Raw genomic sequence first — 12,669 nt, forward strand, 5'->3', positions numbered from 1 at the left:
CCTACCAAAATTAATGCTCTTCTTTTGCAGTGAGATGCTTTGCCCAGAGGGATAATGGATAATCAACAATGAAGTAGAGGATGAAAATCAGACCATATACCCAGAAAATACCAGTCGGGTGCGTTTGGTTATTTGCTTCGATGATCTGTTGACCAACATTGATGACATCCATAACACTAATCATCAGCAAGAGCGAGGTTGTTTTGATGACCCGCGTTGCTAAGTTAATCGTTGCCGGGAGTTCCAACTGGATTGCTTGAGGCAGCAGAACATAACGGAACAGCTGCCATTGATTGAGTCCCAATGCTAACCCTGATTCACGCTGGTGCTTGGGAACTGACTCGAGTGCTCCCCGAACAATATCGCTAAATTCGGCTGCAACCCATAAGGAGAACGCCAGAACCGCCATCCAAGTTGCCGGCAAATTGACATTAAATTGTCGCGGCAAAATGTAGTAAACCAGGAACAAGAGAACTACTGTCGGCACAATCCGGAAGAACTCGAGGTAAAGGAGTAGGATAAAACGGATAATTCGGCTAGGCAGGGTTCTTAAAAGGCCGAAAATGGTTCCTAACAACAAACCAATTGCTAACGAAACAACCGCGATCCAAACCGATGTCCACAATCCGCCCATTAACCGGGCAAAGTTTGTTCCTTCAAATAAAACGCTAATCCCCGAATGAGCCATACCGAACCCTCCTTTCAAGCCAGTCAAGCAGTAAGATTACCGGAATCAAGACAATTGCGTAGGCGATTACCAACACAAACAAGTACTCGTTCGACCGGTAGTACATCCCGATCAAGTCAAGAGCCGTGTTGGTCAGCTCTGGAATTGCAATTACGGAAAAGATTGACGTTTCCTTGATTAGGAAAATAATGTTGGCCGCTAAAGCCGGAACACTTAATGACAATCCCTGCGGAAGAATAACGTACCGTGCAAGCTGATACTGATTCATCCCCAGTGCTTCACCAGCATCAATCTGGGTTTGACTAACCCCATTAAAGCCACCGGTGAATCCTTCAGCCATGTACGCCCCGCCAAGGAATATCAAACCAATAATCCCACAAGTCTCGGCAGTCATCTTAATCCCCATTACCGGAAAGGCATAGTATAAGAAAAATAGCTGAATTAGCAATGGAGTATTTCTGGCAACCTCAACATAAACGTTAAGAACCTGCCGGAGACCCGGAACGCGAAAGTACTGTACTAAACTGGTGATAATCCCAACAATGATTGAGCCGACAATCCCAACTAGTGAAAGCCAAAGAGTTAATTTGAACCCTTGAGCAAAATTGGGAAGACTCTGCTGGATAATCGTCCAATCCATATATAGATCATCCTCTCTTTTCTTTTACCGCGAAGTGAAAAAAGGCTTACAATTCAAATTCAGAATTGTAAGCCTAGTTTATTAGTAATCAATCCAAAAAAGCTTGATTACCCTTAATTTTTACTAGAATACAAATTACTGAATTTTAATCACGCCAAAAAGCTTGTTACAAACAACGCAACAAGCAGAACAGAATTCGTTTGGCATGACATTATTCAGCATAATTTGTACTCCCTTCGTGATGAATTATCTAAATTTTACCCGATAATAATTAAAAGTCAATAGGATATGCTAACTTATTGTAAGTTATTAGTTGAACAAGGTGCCATTCTAGCTAAAAAATACTTACCAGTGAGGTTAGCAGAACAACAATCAGGATAATCCCCATAATAATCTTGGCCGGACTAAACTTTTCGGGCTTCTTAGCATATGCTTTCCGGTGTTCCTTTTCAACATGGTTCAGCCGGTCAAGGGCATGTTTCTCTACCATTGACTCATTATCTTTATCTTGCTTTGCCATTTGTCAACGCTCCAATCACTTCTTTGTACTGTTCAACAGTCGCATCATTAGCATGTTCACGCTGAGTATCGATTAGTTTCTCCATCAATGCTGGCTTAAGCAATGCTGTCAAAATCGTTTGGGTCATTTCTTTAGCCTGGTTTTGTTCAAAAATATTTTGTGGTGCAACGAATTGCGGTTCGTGCAGAGTATCCTTAAAGCCAAGAATTAACATGTTTTGTTCAAACGCCGCCCGGACACTATCAAGGATTTCGCTTCCCCGGTTAATATCAAGGTAGATGTCACAATCTTTCAGTAATTGCAAAGCTCGTTGACGGCTAACGTTTGGATAAACCGTTACATTTGGCCACTCACCGAATGCGAGTAGCTTCCCGGACATTTCGGTAACCGCGGCAATGTGGAATTGAATATTTGGCATTGCCCGAACTAGTTCGTCTAAGTGATCAATTTCGTAAAACCTTGTCCAGATCAGCAGATGTACTAATGAGGTACGCATAGAGCTGGTTTTTCTGTTCAATCCAGTGAACGATCGCTTCAGCCAGGTCACCATCATACTGCCATCCAACACTGACGATCTGGAGCGGTAAGCCATTGAGCATCTTGCCAACTGTTTCCCAGGTTTTCTTCACCCGCTTTGGATCATGCATCACGACAATGTTAACCGGCTGATCAGAATCTGGATTAACCGGCTTGTGGAACCATAAATCATTGTGAACACTACGGGGAAGATTGGCTGGACAAATTTCAAGTCGTTTAAATTGTAAGCTGGTGCAGCCCGTATTAACGAGACTTACTTCGTAATGGACAGTACCTTCTGGAAACGTAAATGCCTTTTCAAGGTTATGAAATTCAAGCCGATTAATTTCATCTCCCTGTCCATTAAAGAAGACGATTCGGGTAAAGAAACCCTGTGCCGGTTCAGATGACGCCTTAATTGAAATCCGGTAGCGCTGGTTAATTCGTAACAATGGTAATTGCGGATCGTAGCCTAAGATATGAAGAAAACTAATCTCCTCTTCCAAGCTTCGCAGCGGCCGAATGTCTTCTTGGTTTTTACGGTGTGAAAGGCCATCTTGATTAAGCCGATAAATATAATCCTCGTCATCCAAATAAACAATCTTGCTTGCCTGCAAGTACGTTTTCCAGGTTGTAAATTCATCGTCAATTTGGGTATCTTCCGGACAGTAAATTTGATTAAAGGCTTCTTGTTGAAAGATTTTCCCCCAGAGAACTGTATAGATCAATTGGAAAAAGTCATTTTTATTAGTGTAAGCCATTCCCGTGGAGTAAAGGTGCGCTGACTGACCTCATGATCCGGCATGTGAACCAGTAATTGACCATTCCCCTTATAGGATTGAAAGTCACTGATAGCGATTTGACTACCAGTTGACTCCAAAGCCGTTATTAGTTCCTCCAGATAATTAGGCATTACATAGTCATCGCTATCCACAAAAGTAATTAAATCTCCAGCAGCAACATCCATTCCATAATTCCGGGCCTTACTTACCCCTTGATTGGCCTGATGAAACACCCTAACTCGTGAATTTTGTTGCTGATAACGAGTACAAATTGCCAGTGAACGGTCCGTTGAGCCATCATCAGCTAAAATTAATTCAAGATTGTGGTAAGTTTGTTTCAAAATGCTCTGAATGCATTGATCTAAATATTTTTCGGTATTATAAACCGAAACAATAACTAATATTTGTTCTTCTTCCATTATTGTTTGCCTAACATTACTAATCATAAAAAGCCTTAAAGATTGCTTCAGTTAATGCTCGTTTTACAAAGTAGCCCCCACGGATCAGCTTTGCAAAGTCATCAATCGAGTTAACCATTTGATCGTACTCCGTGGTCGTCATTGTTTGAACCCGTTCGATTGCTTCAGGAAGCGAGTCGGCAATAATTCCCAGTTTCTTTTTCTCAATAATGTCACGAGCAGGAGTTCCACTATTGACAATGACTGGTAACCCAGCAGCCAGGTAGGTTGAGAGTTTAAATGAACAATTATACTTCATATATTCAAGCCAGTATGGATCTCCGGACCAAATTAGGCCAAAACCACCCGTCCGCCGAATATCATTCAGCAAGGCAATATCTGGCATACTGCCAACGAATTCAATGTTACGACCGACTCCCCAGTCCTTTGGCGATGTAAAGACCCGGAGCTTAACGTCAGGGTTAAACCAGGTTCCACCGAAGCCGTATTTCTCTGGATTGGTTGGATCGCCAGCAAAGTTAATAATTGGGGCATAGTGCGGCTTTTCCTTCCCCGATCGCTGCCAACGATGTGATCCCACATTTTTTGAATAACAACTTTTTTAACAGTTAGGCCATGTTGACGCAAAAGATCAACCATGGATTGGGATGGAGCAATAATCACATCAGCCATGTTGTAATATTTAACCCACTTGTCCAGCAAATAGCGATTACTTTCCCACATTAAAGGAATCACGTCATGGATAAAAATAATCCGTTTTAACCCGTCATAAATAAGGGTTCGTTCAGGGAGTGCCGTATCCCATTCAACTGAATTCCAGGATGGCGATTAGAATACGATCACATCGCCCAATTCAACTCCCGCCAGCATCCCATCAAAGCGGGCAATTAATGAACTCTTACTCTCATTTTTATCGTTGTATTGAAAAACCCCAATTTCACGAAAGCCAAGTTCTTTCGTTGCAATGTCCGTTACCATATTCTGGGCCAATCTAGCAACCCCAATCATATGGTGCGTGTTGGTAATGTGTACTCTCAAATCGTCCATCCTTCTTTCTGAATCCAATTATAGCAGACTTAATCTTTTTTATAAAAAAAGCTCCAGCATTTTAAAGTCAAAATGCGTGGAGCTTTGTTCTGATACATGTTTAGTCATTATCTAATATAAAATGAAACGACTATTTTGGAAAAATTTAAGGACGGGTCTTTTCAACAGCTGTAACAAGCTGATCCATCGTCTGACTGCCGAAAATGACAGGTCCACCGTTAATCATTGTTGCAGGGACACTCATGATATTCTTCGCTTTCCGTAATTCAGGGAAGTGTTGCAAGTCAATCATCGTTGCCGTAATCTTTGGATTTAATGCAGCCATCCGTTGGCAAGCAGCGACGACATCAGGACAGAAGTGACAGGTTAGTGAGACACCAATTTTAATGGTTGCTTCGGGAAGAGCTTTAATCCGTTCAACCATTTCTGGTGAAATCGTCTGTCCGGGTCCCGCAACGTTATAGATACCTAAAACAAGTGAATTTAACTCATGACCTGTTGGAATGCCTGCATAGTGAAGTCCGGTGTCATTACCAGTATCATCAAGCAGCCGCAATTGTGGGAGGTACTTAACATTTTGCGGAGCGGCTTGCTTTTCGACCTTCATGTGGTCCGCATCCAATCCTGCAAATTCCGTTACAAAGCCAAGCAACTGGTCACTTAATGGCGTCCCATTAGTTAGGACTTGTAAAGTAACCGTCTTTGTCAAGCGAGCAAAGATTGGTTTCAACTGTTGATCAATATCTGCTGATAGCCAATTACCAGCGTGTGGTGCAACCTCTTCTTCGTTGTCAAGAGAAGAGGTTTGTCCAATTGTCTTGGTTGGCTGTTTGATTTCTGCATGAATTGGAATCCCCAACCGTTGCTTCTGATCAGCAATATACTTTTCAGCAGCCGTCGCGGCTTCGGCACCGTCAGCAGTAGCCGTTACTATTTGCCGAAGTGACTTTTCAATAATGTCACCAGCCGCAAAGACTCCCGGAATGTTTGTTTGCCGTTGACTATCAGTAATAATATAGCCTTGCTGATTAAGCTTAATGACTCCTTCAAGGTTCTTTGTTGCTGGTTGGGTCCCGATATAGATAAAGACACCAAAAGTTTGGTCGCCATCATTAAGGTGGTAGACCGTCTTTTCACCGGTCTTATTATTAACCAGAGTGGCTTCCGTTAAGTAATCGTCACCAGAAACACTTTCTACTTCAGTATTGTACTTAACACTAACCTTTGGATTATCCAATGCTCGAGAGGCGATCAGTGGTGGACAGGTAAAGTGATCACCACGAACCAAAACGGTAACGTGTTTTCCGTAACGGCTCAGGTAGTCGGCTTCTTCCGCAGCAGCATAGCCACCACCAATAACGAAAATTTGTAGGCCGGTAAAAAGCTCACCATCGCAAGTCGAACAGTAGGCAACGCCCCGGCCACGGAACTTTTCTTCACCTGGGAAGCCAACCTTCTTTGGGTTAGCCCCGCCAGAAATGATAATGCTCCGTGCCTGATATTGCTGTCCATTAGCATCAGTTACGGTTTTAACGTCAGCGGTTAAATCATCATACTTGGCAACTTCAGCGTGTTTGATTTCAACACCGAAGTCCGCAACCTGCTTTTGCATTTTATTCATCAATTCGGTACCGTCAACTTCTGCTACTCCGGGATAGTTATAAACAACGGATGTGGTCGTTACTTGACCGCCAACACTGTTTCCTTCAAGGATTAGCGTATCAAGGGTTGCCCGACCGGCATAAAGACCAGCCGTCAATCCTGCTGAACCGGCACCAACGATGATCAAATCATAGATATGCTCGCTCATCGGTGTTTCCTCCTATAAATTAAAGCTTACCAACAAGGTCAAGGCTTGGCTTAATTGAATCTTGACCTGGCTTCCAGTTTGCAGGGCAGACACGATCACCATGTTCACGAACGAATTGAGCAGCTTGAAGAGTCCGGAGAATTTCATCAGCGCTACGACCGATTCCCATGTTGTTAATTGTGTAAGATTGGATCTTACCGTCGGGATCAACAATGAAGACACCACGGTAAGCTTGACCAGCGTCTTCATCCAAGACATCAAACATCCGTGCAAGCTTACCAGCAGGATCGGCTAACATGTTGTACTTAATCTTGCCAATCTTTTCTGATGCTTCAGCCCATGCCTTGTGGACGAATTCAGTATCTTCGGAAACTGAGTAAATATCAGCATCAGCCTTCTTAAAGTCATCATACTTATCTTGGAGAGCTTCAAGTTCAGTTGGGCAAACAAATGAGAAGTCAGCTGGGTAGAAGAAGAAAATACTCCACTTACCCAAGACATCATTCTTAGTAACTTCCTTGGTCTTACCATCTTGGTATGCGTTTACCTTAAAATCATCAATTTCGTGACCAATAAAATTCATCATAATAACCCCTCCTTAATTTAGAATCATTCTTAACTACACCTTCAGTATAACTAATTTTAATTTAAGATCAAGGCTAAATTAGAATTATTTTAAATCAAATAATTTTTAAACTAAAATGACCCTATCCGAAATCGAATAAGGTCATAATGGTTGTTTATAAAAACAGTTCTCTCAAACCAGTAAAATTACTGATTTAAGAAGACTGTCATACTCTCTATCTAAATTAAATTCTTATTTACTTAACTATTATGCATACCAGTATAGCACATGATCGTGATCACGTTAACAATGGTTTAGGGGAATGCATACTAGGGAACTGAGTAGAAATGGGCGCAGTAGCTGATTGACTTCTTTCATCAACAAGTTGATAGTAATAAGCCTAATCATCCTTGCGAGGGTCCACAGACGAAAACAAGTTTTTTGGTTCACTCCTTCGCCAGGAACTTGCTAGAGCTAACGACCTCCGACTCCGATACAACATAGCCAAGATCTGCTCGCCAGGAACTTGCTAGAGCCAGCAACCTCAGGTTTTCTAATGCAACTGAGTAGAAATGTGCTCGCCCTAACCTTCCTCGAGCTAACGACCTCCGACTCCGACGACAAGACGTCGTTCGTCGGAGAAATCGTTAGCCACCGGAAGGTTTTAACGGGCTTGCACTCTGTTGCCTACCAACTAGCCTTTCTTACACCTGGGATTTGGCCTTTGTGGGCGAGTTCACGGAAAGTTAACCGGGACATGCCAAATTTGCGCATGTAAGCGTGAGGACGGCCATCGTAACGGTCACGGTTGTGTAAACGAACAGCGCTGGAATTACGTGGCAGCTTGGATAATGCAATGTAGTCCCCTTGTGCCTTTAATTGTTTCCGCTTTTCAGCATACTTCTTTACCAGTGCTTCTTGGTGCTTCAACTTAGCAATCTTTGACTTCTTTGCCATAAATTAAAGATCTCCTTTGTATTCATATTATTTGTAAATTAGATATTAATAACAAATAAGCGAAACATTAACAAACTAATGGTTAAGGCCCGTATTAAATTTTTCCGATTAGTTTAGCTAATATTTCAAAGCGACTGTAACAGCGTAACGTGCTCTCATCAGATTGTAGTGAAAATGAGAACCCACATCATTAATCAACATTTGCGAACAATTCATTAAATATAATTATACTAACTTTTTGTAAGACTTACAAGAAAAAAGTCTGACTAATTTTGACCAAGCCGTTTGCAGTAGTCTAAATACTGAGTGGCATAACCATATTTTTGATTCAGCCGGGTTAATTTTTCGGGATCATGCGTATAGGCCCTCCCGGTATGCATCATCAAATCGTATAGCTCAACATAGGGAACAGCGGACTGATCCGCAATCGCCTGCTCTGCCTTTCGATCGTAGCCAACATGACGGAAGTTGACGGATGCCATCCCGAGATCATCAACCTCGATTACCAAGTAATGGGCCCGCATGTCTCGGTGCAATTTATCCCAACCGTTAAATGGCTCGCCAACAGCTCCAGGATTCATGACAATTCGCTCGTCACTTGCATACCGCATAATTTCATGGTGGACATGGGCATAGATTGCAACGTCAATTGGCGGGTCAGCTGGGGTAAAGACCTGATCGAAATTCTTAGTTGATTGAGTTGGAAATAGATCCTGTCCCATATTTAACCATGGTAAATTATGGGAAATACCAAAATTCAGGGGGCCAACCTTCTTGGTAACATGGAGAGGCCAGCTAGCGATTTCATCAACCATCCCCCGCGGAGCACTTTGACCGACATATTGGGCTAACCGAGCAAAGTAAATATGAGACGGATACTTAACATCAATCTTTCCCCGGACACCATTAACCACCAGATCATCCCAGTTTCCCCGAACGATCACGCTTGGATTAATGATCTTAAGCAACCGCCAGATTTCGCTAACACTTGGTCCTGGCATCAACAGGTCGCCCACAAACCAATACTGATCAACGTGCTGTTGGCGGCTATCACGGTACATTGCACGCATTGCACTCAGGTTTCCATGAACGTCTGAAAAAACTGCAATCCTCGTTTTCATTAAGTCTGCTCCTTCTCCTAAAATTACACTTCACCAATAATTGTACCAAAGAATTCGTTAAAGAAGCAGCAATTGATTTGACACTCCATGGTAAACTATTTTAGTAACCTTAAAAAGCAAAGGAGTAATAGTGTGAATCAAAATGGAGAAGTAAGCCCACGGGTCCGGAAAATTATTACGATCGTCCTGCTTGGCTCATGTTTTATCAGTTTAGCAAGTCAAACAATGATGGTAACAGCGCTTCCCGTTATTCAGGAAGATCTTCACGTTTCATTGAATGCCGTTCAATGGTTAACAACCGGGTATACCCTGATTATCGGGATTGTGACCCCGCTTTCATCAAACATGTACGAAAAGTTCACTAACCGGCACGTCTTTATTGGAATTATCGGGACCTTTCTTGTCGGGACACTAGTGGGCTGTTTTGCCAATAATTTTGCAAGTCTTTTAATTGCCCGGTTGATCCAGGCATGTGCTAGTGGAATGCTAATGACCTTTCAAATGACGACAATGATTTCAATTTATCCAATCGAAAAGCGCGGATCGATCCTTGGTCTTTCAAGTCTCGTCATTTCTGCCGCTCCGGCCCTCGGTCCTACAATTTCGGGATTAATCCTCGAATTTCTTTCGTGGCGCTGGCTATTCATTCTCGTCCTGCCACTAATGATTCTGGCCTTTATTATCGGCTACTTAAAGCTACCTAACTTCTCCACTCCACGACCGATCAAGATCGATTACATCTCCGTCATCATCTCGTTAGTTGGTTCTGGATTAGCCCTCGGGAGTTTAACAGTTTTCCAGATCAATCTTTGGTACGGCTTAATAATGTTAATCAGCGGTTTCATTGTTATTGGCGGCTTTGTCAAACGGCAGCTTCACCTAAAGAATCCGATGCTTAAAGTCCAAATTTTTGCTTACCCATCGTTCCGCTGGATGACGATTGTTGGTGTATTTACTTTCATGGTCCTGTTAGGAACTGAACAGTTAATTCCAATCTATACGGAAAAAATTATTGGAATGGGAAGTTTCCTTTCTGGATTAATTCTGCTTCCAGGAGCAATCGCTAATGCCATTACCGCATCAATTGTCGGCCGGCTCTATGATCAATACGGTCCGAAATGGCTGATTACGATCGGGGCAGTCATTATGCTGGTTGCTTCGGTTCCGTTGGTTCTCGTTAACCGCCATTCGTCCATTGTCTTCCTTACCTTAACCTACATGCTCCGGATGATTGGGAACGCCTTTGTCTTTAGTCCGGCACTGTCAGAAGCATTTTCTGACCTGAACCAAGAAGAAAATAGTCACGGTACTGCGCTAAACAACACTCTGCGTCAAGTCTTCGGTGCTGTTTCAGTTACCCTCTGCGTAGTTATTGCTAATACACCGGCTTCATTAGTAACCGGGATCCGCTACGGAATGTGGGCAACCGTTATCATGGTTGTTCTCATGATCCTTAGTTTCTACCATTATTTAAGAATCAAAAGCGCTAACCAGAATTAGCTTCTTTACCGTGAACTTGTTATACTCATAGTTACTACGACTAAAAAAGGAGCAAATATTTATATGGATTCTGAGCTATCTCCCCTGTGGCGCAAAACATTCTATTCATTATGGATTGGCTGTTTTATAACCGGGATGGGATTCTCAATGACGATGCCATTCGTTTCACTATTTATCAATGAGCTTGGTAACTTTTCAAAATTTCAACTAAATTTCTACTCAGGATTAGCATTTGGGGCCACCTTTGTCAGCCAGGCAATCGTCTCACCGCTTTGGGGCAGTTTGGCCGATCAAAAAGGACGTAAATTAATGTGTATGCGGGCCTCCGGAGTAATGGCGTGCACAATTTTTATCACTGGTCTTTCACAGTCAGCGTGGATGGTTATTGGAATGCGGTTTTTACAAGGGGCCTTTTCTGGGTATATCAACAATGCGGCGGCCTTAATTGCCGGAGAAACTCCCCATAGCAAGTCCGGTTGGGCGATGTCGGCAATTTCAACCGCTGGGATTGCCGGAAACCTTGTTGGTCCGCTACTTGGTGGGGTCCTCTCGGGAGCATTCGGCTACCGGGTTCCATTCTTCATTACTGGTTTCTTGATGTTCTGCGTCTTTCTCAGCACGACATTCCTAGTTAAGGAACGGCATTTCAAACCAATTAAGAAGGAAAAGATGCGGCCAATCAAGGAAGTTATGGCTGAAATTCCAAACCGCAAATTGATTTTCGTTACTTTCCTAACGACGCTTATCGTTATGGCTTCATCGATGTCAATTAGTCCAATCATTAGTCTGTATGTTCGTCAGTTAATGCATAACCACGGTAACATCGCCTTTGTTGCTGGGATCGTTGCTGCAACCCCGGGATTAGGAACCCTCATTGCTGCTTCAAAAGTTGGTCACACGATGGACGAAATTGGCCCGGAAAAAGTCTTGCGAATTGGTTTAATCACCGCATTTATCCTGTTTGTTCCAATGACCTTTACCCATTCACCATGGTCATTAGCTTTTTGGCGCTTCCTTCTCGGTTTAGCCAATGCAGCATTAATGCCTGCCGCCCAGACTGTGTTAACACTGAACGTGCCAACAGAAGCCTTTGGACGGGTCTTCAGCATTAACCAGTCGTTCCAAGCTGGCGGAGCTGTTTTTGGTTCCCTTCTCGGCTCGATTATTTCTGGACTTTCCTCATACCCAATGGTCTTTGCAATTACAGGACTAACACTGTTAATTAATTTTATCTTGATTGTATTAGTGCAACCAAAGAAGCCAGCTACCAACTAGAAAGGTTATCAGTATGACAAAAACAAATCACCTTAAAAATGAATCTGAAGTTAATGAAATGTTTACCAGAGTTGCGCCTAACTATGACAAACTTAACAATATTATTAGCCTTGGGACGCAAAAACTCTGGCGGAAAAAGCTTTTAGCTGGTTTAGAATTCAAGCCAGGAATTAAAGCCCTTGATGTGTGCTGTGGAACCGGTGACCTAGCAATTGCACTGGCTAATCGCTTACCACAAGGACGCGTTACCGGTGTTGATTTCAATGCGGCAATGCTAAAAATTGCTGAACAAAAGGCCAAGACAATTCCGAACCTCATCTTGATTAATGGGGACGCAATGGACTTGCCGTTAGAGGACGAATCATTTGATATTGTTACGATTGGTTTTGGTCTGCGGAATGTTCCAGATGCGGATAAAGCATTAAGCGAAATTTATCGGGTATTGAAACCTGGTGGCCAATTAGGTGTTCTGGAGATGTCACAGCCGACAAATTCACTGATCAGGGTTGGCTGGAAAGCTTACTTTAAGGCATTTCCTTACTTGGCCAAGCTTGCTGGCGGCCATGTCAAAGATTATCAATACCTCAAGAAGACAAGTCAGCAATTTGTTTCCTCTGAGCAGTTAGCCAGAATGATGGCTGATGCCGGATTTAAGGCCGTCAATTATTCATCACTTAATTTTGGTGCTGCAGCAATTCATTTTGGGATTAAAGAATAAACAAGCTACGAATTAGACTCAGTAAATTCGGAAATTACTGGCAATAGTTAAGGACCAGAAAGAAACAAATTGTTTCTTCCTGGTCCTTTTCTTCGTTTGTTCACTTATTGA

General features: G+C 42.7%; 15 protein-coding genes. 3 read left to right on the forward strand and 12 right to left on the reverse strand.

Going from position 1 to position 12,669, the window contains the following annotated elements; translation table 11 throughout:
- Positions 1 to 10: 10 nt before the first annotated feature.
- The 12 genes from N4627_RS05420 to N4627_RS05475 all read right to left on the reverse strand — a co-directional run bounded on the left by N4627_RS05420 (position 11) and on the right by N4627_RS05475 (position 9,065).
- Positions 11 to 688: an amino acid ABC transporter permease gene (locus N4627_RS05420; RefSeq protein ID WP_003717460.1), complete on the reverse strand. Its 678-nt coding sequence runs from the start codon at positions 686 to 688 to the stop codon at positions 11 to 13.
- Positions 669 to 1,328, reverse strand: a complete 660-nt coding sequence (locus N4627_RS05425; protein WP_260964105.1) for an amino acid ABC transporter permease — start codon at positions 1,326 to 1,328, stop codon at positions 669 to 671. The genes N4627_RS05420 and N4627_RS05425 overlap by 20 nt, the downstream gene beginning before the upstream one ends.
- Before the next feature lie 334 nt (positions 1,329 to 1,662).
- Entirely contained in the window at positions 1,663 to 1,848 is a 186-nt protein-coding gene (locus N4627_RS05430; RefSeq protein WP_003717458.1) for a hypothetical protein, read from the reverse strand.
- Positions 1,832 to 2,266 carry a glycosyltransferase family protein gene (locus N4627_RS05435; RefSeq protein ID WP_199160736.1) on the reverse strand — a complete coding sequence of 145 codons (435 nt, stop codon included), beginning with the start codon at positions 2,264 to 2,266 and terminating at the stop codon, positions 1,832 to 1,834. The genes N4627_RS05430 and N4627_RS05435 overlap by 17 nt, the downstream gene beginning before the upstream one ends.
- Before the next feature lie 25 nt (positions 2,267 to 2,291).
- Entirely contained in the window at positions 2,292 to 3,125 is an 834-nt protein-coding gene (gene asp3, locus N4627_RS05440) for an accessory Sec system protein Asp3 (protein WP_260964108.1), read from the reverse strand.
- On the reverse strand, positions 3,089 to 3,592 hold the full coding sequence (locus N4627_RS05445; protein WP_260964110.1) for a glycosyltransferase family 2 protein: 504 nt from the start codon (positions 3,590 to 3,592) through the stop codon (positions 3,089 to 3,091). Before N4627_RS05445 ends, asp3 begins: the two co-directional genes overlap by 37 nt.
- Positions 3,585 to 4,145 carry a nucleotide sugar synthetase-like protein gene (locus N4627_RS05450; RefSeq protein WP_260964111.1) on the reverse strand — a complete coding sequence of 187 codons (561 nt, stop codon included), beginning with the start codon at positions 4,143 to 4,145 and terminating at the stop codon, positions 3,585 to 3,587. The genes N4627_RS05445 and N4627_RS05450 overlap by 8 nt, the downstream gene beginning before the upstream one ends.
- 248 nt (positions 4,146 to 4,393) lie before the next feature.
- Positions 4,394 to 4,612: a hypothetical protein gene (locus N4627_RS05455; protein WP_003717451.1), complete on the reverse strand. Its 219-nt coding sequence runs from the start codon at positions 4,610 to 4,612 to the stop codon at positions 4,394 to 4,396.
- A 145-nt stretch (positions 4,613 to 4,757) separates the two neighbouring features.
- A complete protein-coding gene (locus N4627_RS05460; protein ID WP_260964114.1) occupies positions 4,758 to 6,422 on the reverse strand; it encodes an FAD-dependent oxidoreductase in 1,665 nt (554 codons plus the stop codon).
- A gap of 19 nt (positions 6,423 to 6,441) precedes the next feature.
- Complete coding sequence (gene ahpC / locus N4627_RS05465; protein WP_040531529.1) at positions 6,442 to 7,005, reverse strand: alkyl hydroperoxide reductase subunit C; 564 nt, start codon at positions 7,003 to 7,005, stop codon at positions 6,442 to 6,444.
- 669 nt (positions 7,006 to 7,674) lie between these two features.
- Entirely contained in the window at positions 7,675 to 7,944 is a 270-nt protein-coding gene (gene rpsN / locus N4627_RS05470; RefSeq protein WP_003717448.1) for a 30S ribosomal protein S14, read from the reverse strand.
- A 266-nt stretch (positions 7,945 to 8,210) separates the two neighbouring features.
- Positions 8,211 to 9,065 (reverse strand): metallophosphoesterase family protein, encoded by an 855-nt coding sequence (locus N4627_RS05475; RefSeq protein ID WP_003717447.1) that lies wholly within the window; start codon positions 9,063 to 9,065, stop codon positions 8,211 to 8,213.
- Positions 9,066 to 9,152: 87 nt separating this feature from the next.
- Here N4627_RS05475 and N4627_RS05480 point away from each other — a divergent pair, with 87 nt between their 5' ends.
- From N4627_RS05480 to ubiE, 3 genes are all read left to right on the forward strand, one after another.
- Positions 9,153 to 10,565: an MFS transporter gene (locus N4627_RS05480; protein ID WP_224758338.1), complete on the forward strand. Its 1,413-nt coding sequence runs from the start codon at positions 9,153 to 9,155 to the stop codon at positions 10,563 to 10,565.
- Between the two features lie 63 nt (positions 10,566 to 10,628).
- The gene (locus N4627_RS05485; RefSeq protein WP_251951101.1) at positions 10,629 to 11,840 is read left to right on the forward strand and encodes an MFS transporter; all 1,212 of its coding nucleotides are present in this window, start codon (positions 10,629 to 10,631) and stop codon (positions 11,838 to 11,840) included.
- Between the two features lie 13 nt (positions 11,841 to 11,853).
- A complete protein-coding gene (gene ubiE / locus N4627_RS05490; protein WP_260964121.1) occupies positions 11,854 to 12,558 on the forward strand; it encodes a bifunctional demethylmenaquinone methyltransferase/2-methoxy-6-polyprenyl-1,4-benzoquinol methylase UbiE in 705 nt (234 codons plus the stop codon).
- The last annotated feature ends 111 nt before the right edge of the window (positions 12,559 to 12,669 follow it).

Origin of the sequence: Limosilactobacillus vaginalis, assembly GCF_025311515.1 — a bacterium.
GTDB classification, from domain to species: Bacteria; Bacillota; Bacilli; order Lactobacillales; family Lactobacillaceae; genus Limosilactobacillus; species Limosilactobacillus vaginalis.

Coding starts and splice junctions, on each gene's coding strand:
- N4627_RS05420 (WP_003717460.1), bottom strand. CDS start 688: ATGGCTCATTCGGGGATTAGCGTTTTATTTGAAGGAACAAACTTTGCC.
- N4627_RS05425 (WP_260964105.1), bottom strand. CDS start 1,328: ATGGATTGGACGATTATCCAGCAGAGTCTTCCCAATTTTGCTCAAGGG.
- N4627_RS05430 (WP_003717458.1), bottom strand. CDS start 1,848: ATGGCAAAGCAAGATAAAGATAATGAGTCAATGGTAGAGAAACATGCC.
- N4627_RS05435 (WP_199160736.1), bottom strand. CDS start 2,266: ATGCCAAATATTCAATTCCACATTGCCGCGGTTACCGAAATGTCCGGG.
- asp3 (WP_260964108.1), bottom strand. CDS start 3,125: ATGGCTTACACTAATAAAAATGACTTTTTCCAATTGATCTATACAGTT.
- N4627_RS05445 (WP_260964110.1), bottom strand. CDS start 3,592: ATGATTAGTAATGTTAGGCAAACAATAATGGAAGAAGAACAAATATTA.
- N4627_RS05455 (WP_003717451.1), bottom strand. CDS start 4,612: ATGGACGATTTGAGAGTACACATTACCAACACGCACCATATGATTGGG.
- N4627_RS05460 (WP_260964114.1), bottom strand. CDS start 6,422: ATGAGCGAGCATATCTATGATTTGATCATCGTTGGTGCCGGTTCAGCA.
- ahpC (WP_040531529.1), bottom strand. CDS start 7,005: ATGAATTTTATTGGTCACGAAATTGATGATTTTAAGGTAAACGCATAC.
- rpsN (WP_003717448.1), bottom strand. CDS start 7,944: ATGGCAAAGAAGTCAAAGATTGCTAAGTTGAAGCACCAAGAAGCACTG.
- N4627_RS05475 (WP_003717447.1), bottom strand. CDS start 9,065: ATGAAAACGAGGATTGCAGTTTTTTCAGACGTTCATGGAAACCTGAGT.
- N4627_RS05480 (WP_224758338.1), top strand. CDS start 9,153: ATGGTAAACTATTTTAGTAACCTTAAAAAGCAAAGGAGTAATAGTGTG.
- N4627_RS05485 (WP_251951101.1), top strand. CDS start 10,629: ATGGATTCTGAGCTATCTCCCCTGTGGCGCAAAACATTCTATTCATTA.
- ubiE (WP_260964121.1), top strand. CDS start 11,854: ATGACAAAAACAAATCACCTTAAAAATGAATCTGAAGTTAATGAAATG.